Genomic DNA, 10561 nt, shown 5'->3' with positions numbered 1-10561 from the left:
GCCCGAACTCCTACTACTCCTCAGCTGAATGGGCTATCGCTGCCGAATACGCTATCAAGGCAACCGACAAGCTCAAGATCACCCCGGGCGTTCAGTACTACGGCAACTACTTCGGCGGTGGCACGGAAGTTCCGGAAGACTTCGACGGTCTCGGCGATGCCTGGAAGGCTGGTCTGACGGTTGATTACCAGATCGTCGACAACTTCTACGCCAAGGCTTCGGTTCAGTGGCTCGATCCGGAAGATGGCGACGACACCACGACGGGCTACTTCCGTCTGCAGCGTTCGTTCTAATCTGATCTGACCTCGGTCAGTCAGGAAAGCCCGGCTCTCGAGCCGGGCTTTTTGTATTTGGACGAAGGCACGTTGTGCCCGCTGAGCGGTTTCGATGAGGTTATCGACAGGCGGCGAGAAAAGCTCGCATTGCTGTGGGGATGTTATCAAGATGCAGGAGCGGGGCATGTCCTTGCCCTTCGGCAGTATGAAGGATCAACCCCGAATGCCGCCGCGCCATCTCGCCGGCGGTTTCCTGTGAAAGCAGCGAAGTATTTTCGCCGCGGATCAGCATGAGCGGCAACCGGCCCAGGCTTTCGAATTGCCCCCAGAGATCAGGCAGCGGCTGGCTGAAATCGATCGATTTCAGTGCCTCCGCAATCGCTGGATCGAAATCGGCGACCGGCCTTCCGCCGATGTCGCGATAAAGGGCAAGCGCCATCTCGCGCCAGTCTTCCTCTGCAAGCGCGGTAAACGACGCTCCATGATTCTCCTTCAATAGACCGGCAGCCTCGTTCCAGTCCCCCGGCCTCCTGCTGTTGTTGAGGTAGTCGCGGATCCGTGCCAGTCCCTCAGCCTCGAGCACAGGCCCGATATCGTTGAGGATGACGGCTTCGAGAAGATCCGGATGTGTCGCCGCGATCAGATGCAGGATCAGGCCGCCCCGCGACGTGCCGATGAAGATCGCCCGCTCGATGCCGAGTGTCGTGCAGGCGGCAATGACGTCGCCGGCCTCGATGGCGAGATTGTAGTTCGCCTTGTTCTCATCCCAAGCCGAATTTCCCCGCCCGCGCGAATCGATCGCAATCACCCTGCGTGGCGCTGTCGGGTCGCGGGAAAGAAGCAGCGCCAGCGGATGAAAATCCCGCGTATTGCGGGTCAGGCCTGGCAGGCAGATCACCGGCAACCATCCGGCACTTGCCGCCTCGTCGGGCCGGTAGTCGCGGGCATAAAGCCTCAGCCCATCGGAAGACGTGTAAAATCGTTCTTGAAAACCACCCGCATCCCTATCCGGCATCGCATCCCTCGAGACCTGTTGATCGCGAAGATGTAGCCTGCTTTTCGAGCTGGGCCAAATGGCTTCAGGAGGCGCTGCGTCCGCCGATGAGATCACGCTCGATATCGGTCTGCTGGCCGAGGCGAGCCTTGTAGACTTCGTAATTCTCCATCACCCGCTGCACATAGTTGCGCGTTTCGGGGAAGGGGATGCGTTCGATCCAGTCGACGATCTCGTCGATCGGCCTGCCGCGCGGATCGCCGTAACGGCCGATCCATTCCGGTACCCGCTTCGGCCCGGCATTGTAGGCAATGAAGGTGAGGATATAGGAGCCGCCGAAGGCGTCGATCTGCTCGCCGAGATAATGCGCACCGAGCGTCGCATTATAACCGGCATCGGCCGTCAGCTTGTCCTTCGAATAGGCGATGTTGTGGCGCTTGGCCACCGCCTGGGCTGTTCCTGGCAGAAGCTGCAGCAGGCCGCGTGCATTCGCCGCCGAAACGGCGGCCGGATTGAAGGCGCTTTCTTGCCGGGCGATGGCATAGGCGAGCGCCTTGCCGGAGCCTGATATATTGGCGTTCGCCGGGATCACGCCGACCGGAAAGGCGAGCGCCGCGACATCGATGCCGCGTCCATAAGCGATCTTGCCGATCTGCAGCGAAAGATGATGATCGCCGGATTGCTCTGCCTGAGCCGCGAGGACAGCCAGTTCACCCGGGCTCTGCAGTTGATCGGCAAGCGCGAGATAGAGAATGTCGGCCCGCCATCCATGGCCTGCGGCCTCCAGCCGGGCAATGGCCTGCACGGCTTCGCGTGCCTGGAAGCGTTGCCGGTCGGCAGTGCTCGGCGACGGATAGGTGACATTAAGCGTCTTTCGCCCCAGCCTTTCGGCCGCGAGCTGGCCATAGAAGGTGCCGGGAAAATTCGCGGCCTTTGCATAGAATTCGCTGGATTTTCCGGGGCCGCCGGCTTCGGCTGCCCGTCCCAGCCAGTACCAGGCGCGTGAAACCGAGATCGGCCCGTTTGATGTCTCGAGGATCTTGCGGAAATGTCTTTCCGCCGCTGCCGGGTCCTGCAGGCCGCGAAGCGCGTACCATCCGGCATGGAATTCAGCCTCAACGATATCCGTCGGGCTCGTTGCGGCGTAGTTTGCGACGATGCGATAGGCAGGCTTGAATTGTCCCTGGTCGACGAGGCCACGGCTGACGATGCGTTGCTCGTTCCACCATTCGCCGGAATTGACGAGTTCGCTGCGCTCGGGCGGCATTTGCTCCAGAAGTGCTGCCGCCTCGGCATATTTGTCCTGCTTGCGCAGATATTCGATCCGCGCAAACAGCAGGCCGGCATCGGCCCGCCACTTCGCATCGACTCCGTTGAGCAAAGCTCCGGCATTGGCCGCTTTGGCGTCGACCGCAGCCCAGGCCTTGTAGAGCGATTGTGCCTGGCCCATGTCGCCGAAGCGCTTGGCCTGCGCCACCCGGCCGCGATACATCAGATAGTCCATCCGCGCCTTGTGGTCGGCAGGCGTCAACAGCGCGGAAAACTCGATGAGGATCTTGTCCTCGGTCGCCTTGTCGAGAGCCTCTCCACGCCAGACCTTGCGGATATATTTTGCCGCCTGCGCCTGCTTGCCTGATGCAATCAGCGCCCGGCCGAGGATGACCGCGCCCTGCATCGTTTCAGGCGCGGTATCGCCGAAGGCGGCAAGTATGGCGGAAGGGGCGGGATTTTCGTCATAGAGCGCGCGCTCGGAATAGGCGCGCAGCCGCGCAAGACCCGGCCAGCCCTTGAGCTCCTGCGCGGCGCTGGCAATTTCATAGGAGGGAACGCCCTTCAATCCGGAAACGGCAATCGCCCAGGTGAGGATGTGGCGGTCGAGCGTCGCGTCGCGCATGCTGTCGCGGATCGAAAGCGCCAGCTGCGGGTCCTTGTCGGAAAGCGCATCGAGGCCGGCTTTCAGGTCGCCGTTGACGGGCGCGATTGCCGGGTTGCGCGGAATGGCGCCTGTTGTGATCGATTCCGGTATGGCTGTCTCGGGAATGAAGCCGAGCGGCTTGACCTCAGGCATGGAAGTGCTCTCGCCGGGAAGCGGCGACGCAACGCTGCCCCACGCAGCGGCAATGAAGCCGAAGGCGGACAGAATCAGGACAGCTTTCTTCATCCGGGATCTCGCAATGAAAACACGCCCTGCCATTAGGCTAGAGGCATCTTAACGAAACCTTACCGTACCAGGTAAAATTCATTCACATCTGCTATCGGAATTTGCCCTAAACCGAACTCTACGCGCTTGTCGCGATGATTTCGGCGCTCTATGGTGCGCAACTCTTATTCATGGAATGCGGCCGAAGCAAGGATTTGGTCGTGAGGAGCTTTGCATGTTCAATGGGTCCATTCCCGCCCTCGTCACCCCCTTCACGGATGCCGGACTGATCGACGAAGACAGCTTCGCCGCTCATGTCGACTGGCAGATCAAGGAAGGCAGCGGTGGTCTCGTTCCGGTCGGCACGACGGGCGAATCCCCGACGCTGTCGCATGCCGAACACAAACGGGTCGTGGAACTCTGCATTGAGGTTGCCGCAAAACGCGTTCCCGTCATGGCTGGCGCCGGCTCGAACAATACGCGGGAGGCGATCGAGCTTGCCCAGCATGCCGAAAAGGTCGGTGCGAACGCCGTTCTGGTCGTCACTCCCTATTACAACAAGCCGACGCAGAAGGGCTTGATCGCGCATTTTTCGGCCATTGCCGATGCCGTCGATCTGCCGATCTATATCTATAACATCCCCGGCCGCTCGGTGGTCGACATGACGCCGGAAACGATGGGTGCGCTCGCCAAGGCGCACAGGAATATCGTTGGCGTCAAGGATGCGACGGGCAAGATCGAGCGCGTCTCCGAACAGCGCATCACCTGCGGCGCGGATTTCAGGCAATTATCCGGCGAGGATGCGACGGCGCTCGGCTTCAACGCCCATGGCGGTGTCGGCTGTATTTCGGTAACGGCCAATGTCGCCCCGCGCCTTTGCGCCGACTTCCAGGCGGCAACGCTGGCAGGCGACTATGCCCGTGCCCTGGAATATCAGGATCGGCTGATGCCGCTCCACAAGGCGATCTTCCTTGAGCCGGGTCTTTGCGGCGCCAAATACGGGCTGTCCAAGCTTGGCCGGATGAGCCGCAACGTTCGCTCGCCGCTGCTTTCGACGCTGGAGCCGGCAACGGAATCGGCGATTGACGCCGCCATGCGTCATGCAGGCCTGTTGAACTGACGAGACCGGCCGTCTTCACAAGACGGGGTCTCTCCTTTACATAAAGGGCAAGGAATGAGGGCGCGGCTTTTCGCGCCATAGATCCGGATGATTTTAGGCCTGACTGGCCTGAAATCTGAATCCGGATCTACATCAAGAAATAGAGCATGATGGCACCCGAAAACCGCTCACACTTTTCGGCATCATGCTCGGAAGCAATTGGAATATCGTCATGGCCCCCAAAGGCAGCCAGCGCGTGGTGAACAAGATCGTGGCCGAAAACCGCAAGGCCCGCTTCAACTACGAGATCATCGATACTTACGAGGCGGGCATCGTGCTGATGGGCACGGAGGTCAAGTCGCTGCGCGAAGGCAAGGCCAATATCGCCGAATCCTACGCCTCGGATGAGGGCGGCGAGATCTGGCTGATCAATTCCTATCTGCCGGAATATCTGCAGGCCAACCGCTTCAATCACGAGCCGCGCCGGCGCCGCAAACTGCTGCTGTCGGGCCGTGAAATCCATCGCCTGCGCTCTGCCATCAACCGCGAAGGCATGACGCTAATCCCGCTGAAGATCTATTTCAACGATCGCGGTCGGGCGAAGATGGAACTGGCGCTCGCCAAGGGTAAGAAATTGCACGACAAGCGCGAATCCGAGAAGGAGCGCGATTGGAACCGGCAGAAGAGCCGCCTGCTGAAGGCTCATGGCTGACCGCGCTGCCGTGGTTTATGATCACGTCCTGATCGTCGCGGCCACTCCGGTTCGGGATGATGGAGAGATCAATCCTCGAGATCGCTGACCGGGGCAACTTCGGCGGGGCGTGGCGCCCGCTCGGAGGGATCACGACCGATTTCAGCCTTCAGAGATAAGAGATCGATGAAATGATCCGCCTGACGGCGCAGGTCGTCGGCAATCATCGGCGGCTGCGTCGCCATGGTTGAGATCACCGAGACCTTGCGGCCTCTGCGCTGCAACGCTTCGACCAGATTCGTGAAGTCGCCGTCGCCCGAGAAGATGACGAGGTGATCGACCGTTTCGGACTGTTCCATGGCGTCGATCGCAAGCTCGATGTCCATGTTGCCCTTGATCTTTCGGCGACCCATGGAATCCGTGAATTCCTTGGCGGGCTTGGTGACGACTTTGTAGCCGTTATAGTCGAGCCAGTCGATCAGCGGCCGGATCGATGAATATTCCTGATCCTCGATCAGAGCGGTATAATAATAGGCGCGTAGCAGATATCCGCGTTTCTGGAATGCTTTCAGGAGCTTGCGGTAATCTATGTCAAAGCCGAGGCTCTTGGATGCAGCGTAGAGATTGGCGCCGTCAATGAAGAGTGCAATTTTCTCGCGTGGGTCAAACATCGCTTACCAATCCAATGAGAGCAATCGAAATCAGAAGGCACCAAACCTCAATAAAAACAATAGCTTGCGTTTCAATTTCGATCTGATCCTTACTTTATGAATTATTCATATATGAAAGATTTAGGGCACGATTCGACATATTCCAAGCAACCTTTGGTGGAATTATGACATTCTCCATGGAAATTTAGCTCAGCCGCGGATAAAGACGAGGGGGAGCCGGAATGAAAAACTTGTATTTGCCCGGTTTTAATTGTATCGGGCGTGTTAATCCCGAAATGACGACCGTAAAGGACAGGCAATGGCCCGTGTCACAGTTGAAGATTGCATCGACAAGGTGGAGAACCGCTTTGAGCTGGTTCTGCTCGCCAGCCACCGCGCCCGGCTGATTTCCCAGGGTGCCTCGATCACCATCGATCGCGACAACGACAAGAATCCTGTGGTGGACCTGCGCGAAATCGCCGACGAGACGCTTTCGCCCGACGACCTCAAGGAAGATCTGATCCATTCGCTGCAGAAGCATGTCGAAGTCGACGAGCCCGAGCCCGATCCGGCAAGCATGATCGCCGCCGGCGGTGTTACCGCAGCCGACAGCGAAGAGCAGGACGACCTGCCGGAGACGATCACTTTCGACCAGATGTCGGAAGAAGAGCTGCTTGCCGGCATTGAAGGCCTCGTGCCGCCGGAAAAGAGCGACGACTACTAAGCGCGCAGGCGGGATCTCCGGTCGCATCGGTTACATGCAGCCCGAAAAAAGCTTCATGCGACGCAAAAGAGCGACGATTACCAATCGTCAATCTTGCACCTTTATTGCTTAGGCATATTATTGCCCATGTGTGCGCCAATCGTTGATTGGCGCGCTTTTATTTTTATCGGAGTGGCTTTGGAATGATGCGGCAGTACGAGCTCGTGGAGCGGGTTCAGCAATACAAGCCCGATGCCAATGAAGCACTGCTGAACAAAGCCTATGTCTACGCCATGCAGAAGCATGGCCAGCAAAAGCGCGCGAGCGGCGATCCCTATATTTCCCATCCGCTCGAGGTCGCTGCGATCCTTACCGACATGCATCTCGATGAATCGACGATCGCGGTCGCCCTTCTGCACGATACGATCGAAGATACGACGGCGACGCGCGCCGAGATCGACGAACTGTTCGGCGAGGATATCGGCCGGCTGGTCGAGGGGCTGACGAAGATCAAGAAGCTCGATCTCGTCACCAAAAAGGCCAAGCAGGCGGAAAACCTGCGCAAGCTGCTGCTGGCCATTTCCGACGATGTGCGCGTGCTGCTCGTCAAGCTTGCCGATCGCCTGCACAATATGCGCACCCTCGATCACATGTCGGCCGACAAGCGTGCCCKCATTTCCGAGGAGACGATGGAGATCTATGCGCCGCTCGCCGGCCGCATGGGCATGCAGGACATGCGCGAGGAGCTCGAGGAACTCTCCTTCCGGCATATGAATCCGGAAGCCTACGAGACTGTCACCAAAAGGCTGGAAGAGCTTTCGAAGCGCAACGAGGGCATCGTCAAGAAGATCGAGGCCGAACTGCGCGACTTGCTGGTGGCCAGCGGCCTGACGAGTGCCTACGTCAAGGGCCGGCAGAAGAAGCCCTATTCGGTCTTCCGCAAAATGCAGTCGAAGTCGCTTTCCTTCGAGCAGCTTTCCGATGTCTACGGCTTCCGCCTGATCGTCGAGGACATCCCTTCCTGTTACCGGGCGCTCGGCATCGTTCATACGCGCTGGCGCGTCGTGCCCGGCCGCTTCAAGGACTATATCTCGACGCCGAAGCAGAACGATTACCGGTCGCTGCACACCACGATCGTCGGTCCCTCCAGCCAGCGCATCGAACTGCAGATCCGCACCAAGCGGATGCATGAAATCGCCGAATTCGGCATCGCCGCCCACACGCTCTATAAGGACGGCGCCACCAATGCCGATGGCGACATCCTGTCCCGCGAATCCAATGCCTATTCCTGGTTGCGCCATACGATCGAGGCGCTGGCCGAGGGCGACAGTCCGGAAGAATTTCTCGAACATACCAAACTCGAGCTCTTCCAGGACCAGGTCTTCTGCTTCACGCCGAAGGGCAAGTTGATTGCCCTGCCGCGCGGCGCCACCCCGATCGATTTCGCTTATGCGGTGCACACCAATATCGGCGATACCACGGTGGGCGCCAAGATCAATGGCCGTATCATGCCGCTGGTGACGCGGCTTGCAAATGGCGACGAGGTCGAGATCATCCGCTCCGGCGTGCAAGTTCCGCCCGCCGCCTGGGAGGAGATTGTCGTGACCGGCAAGGCGCGCGCCGCCATCCGCCGGGCCACCCGAATGGCGATCCGCAAGCAATATGCCGGCCTCGGCCACCGCATTCTCGAGCGCACCTTCAATAGGGCCGGCAAGATCTTCTCGCGCGAGGCGATGAAGCCGGCGCTGCACCGTCTCGGCCAGAAGGACGTCGAGGATGCGATCGCCGCCGTCGGCCGAGGCGAGATGTCCTCGCTCGACGTGTTGCGCGCCGTCTATCCCGATCATCAGGATGAGCGCGTGACCGTGAAGCCGTCGGGGGATGATGGCTGGTTCAACGTCCGCAGTGCGGCCGGTATGATCTTCAAGATCCCCGGCAAGACGAAGGCCGGGCATGACGGCGGCCATTCGGAAATCGACGCCGACGCTGATATCGGGCCGATCCGCGGCCTGTCCGGCAATGTCGACGTCAAATTCGCACCGACCGGCGCCGTGCCCGGCGATCGCATTGTCGGCATCATGGACCAAGGCAAGGGCATCACCATCTATCCGATCCAGTCGCCGAGCCTGCAGCGCTTCGACGATCAGCCCGACCGCTGGATCGACGTGCGTTGGGATCTCGACGAAGCCAACAAGTCGCGTTTCATGGCGCGCATCATGGTGAATGGGTTGAATGAACCCGGCACGCTTGCCAAGGTCGCCCAGACGGTTGCAGGCCTCGACGTCAATATCCGCTTGCTGAACACGGTGCGGGTGGCGGCGGATTTCACCGAAATGATGCTCGAGGTCGAGGTCTGGGACCTGCGTCAGCTCAACCAGTTGCTCGCCCAGATGAAGGAACTGGATTGCATCGCCACGGTCCGGCGTCTCTACGAGTAAGCTTTTGTTAAGCCCTTTCGGGGGTTTGGATGAAAAATTGCACATTTTATGATCGGGATGACGCATCAAAAAGTCAAGAGATGCGCTGAGCGCATGGCTGTCTCCATGTTGCGGCGGTGGTAATTAACCTCTGTCGGGCCTATCTTCTGGCTATCGAAACGCAAACAGAAGATGAGACAAGGTAATGTTTGACCCTATCAAGAAATTCGCACGTGCCTTCCGCGCTCCGACCACGCAGGAACGTGAAATGGCTTATTTGAACGGCTCGCTCGATCGTATTGATCTCGAGTTTCGTCAGCGCCAGGTCGACCGCGGTCTGTTCCGCAATCGCTGATACAGAACTTTATACTTGAGACGAGTGAGGGACGTTATGCATAACGGACGCCCCTCGGCATGAAGAAGCTCCTCTTCGCAGAGAGAAATGAGGGGCGGTTTTTCGAGCGGTATCATTTGCCGCTCTTGTCATGGCCGTGTGCGCTGCACTAAATACCGGCCATGTTGTTTCGCCGTCGCAAGCCTGCGGGATTCAAGGAAAAGATGCGGGAGCTTTTATGGCCTCGCAAGGGTTTCCTTCGCCCGATCCGTTACCTGACAATGCGCGTCCTGCGCCTGAGCGCTTCACCGCATGCGGTTGCCGCCGGCGTCGCTGCGGGTGTCTTCGTCTCGTGGACGCCTTTCATCGGCGTGCATTTTGTCATGGCTTTCGTCATCACCTATTTCCTCTCCGGCAGCATGGTGGCCGCCGCCCTCGGTTGCGCCGCCTTCGGCAATCCGCTGACCTATCCCTTCATCTGGGGCATCACCTGGGAAATCGGACATTTGCTGTTGAGCCGCGAGGATCATCTGGCCGGTCAGACGGTGGATCTCGCTGCCCTTTTTCACAAGCTGAACTTCGCTGAGCTGTGGAAGCCGGTGCTGGAGCCGATGCTGGTCGGCGCCATTCCGCCGGCGATCGTCACCTCCGTTGCGCTCTATGCGCTGACGTTCTACACCGTGAAGGGTTTTCAGACGCGCCGCCACATACGGCTGATGGAGCGGGCGCGCCTGCGTCTTGCCAGTCCGGCCGGCGACATGCCGAGCGTATGAACCTGATCAAGAATTCTTAAGCGATGGAAGGTTCCGCATGATCATCGGCATTGGCAGCGATCTGATCGACATTCGCCGTGTCGAGAAATCCATCGAGCGCTTCGGCGAGCGCTTCACCCATCGCTGCTTCACCGAGATCGAGCGCGCGCGTTCTGACCGCCGGGCAAATCGTGCCGCATCCTATGCCAAGCGTTTCGCTGCCAAGGAGGCCTGTTCCAAGGCGCTGGGTACCGGCATAGCCCAGGGCATCTTCTGGAAGGACATGGGCGTCGTCAACCTGCCGAGCGGCAAACCGACCATGGTTTTATCAGGCGCCGCCGCCCTGATCCTCGAATCGCTGCTGCCCGCGGGCCACAGGCCCGCCATTCATTTGACAATAACGGATGATTATCCCTTGGCGCAGGCCTTCGTCATTATCGAGGCGTTGCCCGAGAGCTTCTGATCGCGACCTCTCGTCGCTTTTGGTGTTGTCGCCATTGCCGCAA

General features: G+C 59.3%; 11 protein-coding genes. 8 read left to right on the top strand and 3 right to left on the bottom strand.

The window, feature by feature from the left end; genetic code table 11:
• A partial coding sequence (locus AC1ECN_RS32800) for a porin (protein ID WP_477955307.1) occupies nucleotides 1-293 on the top strand: 293 nt, incomplete at its 5' end.
• A 100-nt stretch (nucleotides 294-393) separates the two neighbouring features.
• On the opposite strand, the gene AC1ECN_RS32795 is transcribed toward AC1ECN_RS32800, so the two are convergent.
• Nucleotides 394-1290, bottom strand: coding sequence for an alpha/beta fold hydrolase (locus tag AC1ECN_RS32795; protein ID WP_018070612.1), 897 nt, complete (start codon nucleotides 1288-1290; stop codon nucleotides 394-396).
• Nucleotides 1291-1354: 64 nt separating this feature from the next.
• Nucleotides 1355-3430 carry a lytic transglycosylase domain-containing protein gene (locus AC1ECN_RS32790; RefSeq protein ID WP_018070611.1) on the bottom strand — a complete coding sequence of 692 codons (2076 nt, stop codon included), beginning with the start codon at nucleotides 3428-3430 and terminating at the stop codon, nucleotides 1355-1357.
• 214 nt (nucleotides 3431-3644) lie between these two features.
• Here AC1ECN_RS32790 and dapA point away from each other — a divergent pair, with 214 nt between their 5' ends.
• Together dapA and smpB are read left to right on the top strand one after the other, a co-directional pair.
• Complete coding sequence (dapA, locus tag AC1ECN_RS32785; RefSeq protein WP_018070610.1) at nucleotides 3645-4529, top strand: 4-hydroxy-tetrahydrodipicolinate synthase; 885 nt, start codon at nucleotides 3645-3647, stop codon at nucleotides 4527-4529.
• 211 nt (nucleotides 4530-4740) lie between these two features.
• A complete protein-coding gene (gene smpB, locus AC1ECN_RS32780) occupies nucleotides 4741-5220 on the top strand; it encodes an SsrA-binding protein SmpB (RefSeq protein WP_003558077.1) in 480 nt (159 codons plus the stop codon).
• A gap of 68 nt (nucleotides 5221-5288) precedes the next feature.
• Here the strand turns inward: smpB and AC1ECN_RS32775 are convergent, their stop codons facing one another.
• Entirely contained in the window at nucleotides 5289-5870 is a 582-nt protein-coding gene (locus AC1ECN_RS32775; protein ID WP_003558079.1) for a LabA-like NYN domain-containing protein, read from the bottom strand.
• Nucleotides 5871-6168: 298 nt separating this feature from the next.
• Here AC1ECN_RS32775 and rpoZ point away from each other — a divergent pair, with 298 nt between their 5' ends.
• The 5 genes from rpoZ (at nucleotide 6169) to acpS (ending at nucleotide 10518) form a co-directional block, all read left to right on the top strand.
• Nucleotides 6169-6573, top strand: coding sequence for a DNA-directed RNA polymerase subunit omega (gene rpoZ, locus AC1ECN_RS32770; RefSeq protein WP_477955304.1), 405 nt, complete (start codon nucleotides 6169-6171; stop codon nucleotides 6571-6573).
• A gap of 182 nt (nucleotides 6574-6755) precedes the next feature.
• Entirely contained in the window at nucleotides 6756-8990 is a 2235-nt protein-coding gene (locus AC1ECN_RS32765) for a RelA/SpoT family protein (protein WP_477955302.1), read from the top strand.
• Between the two features lie 184 nt (nucleotides 8991-9174).
• Nucleotides 9175-9324, top strand: a complete 150-nt coding sequence (locus AC1ECN_RS32760; protein WP_003558084.1) for a DUF3563 family protein — start codon at nucleotides 9175-9177, stop codon at nucleotides 9322-9324.
• A 161-nt stretch (nucleotides 9325-9485) separates the two neighbouring features.
• Nucleotides 9486-10076 carry a DUF2062 domain-containing protein gene (locus AC1ECN_RS32755; RefSeq protein ID WP_130661301.1) on the top strand — a complete coding sequence of 197 codons (591 nt, stop codon included), beginning with the start codon at nucleotides 9486-9488 and terminating at the stop codon, nucleotides 10074-10076.
• Nucleotides 10077-10113: 37 nt separating this feature from the next.
• Nucleotides 10114-10518 carry a holo-ACP synthase gene (gene acpS, locus AC1ECN_RS32750; protein ID WP_018070605.1) on the top strand — a complete coding sequence of 135 codons (405 nt, stop codon included), beginning with the start codon at nucleotides 10114-10116 and terminating at the stop codon, nucleotides 10516-10518.
• The last annotated feature ends 43 nt before the right edge of the window (nucleotides 10519-10561 follow it).

It is taken from the genome of Rhizobium sp. 01N447_2 (assembly GCF_056399245.1).
This window is presented reverse-complemented; position numbering and strand designations above follow the sequence as displayed.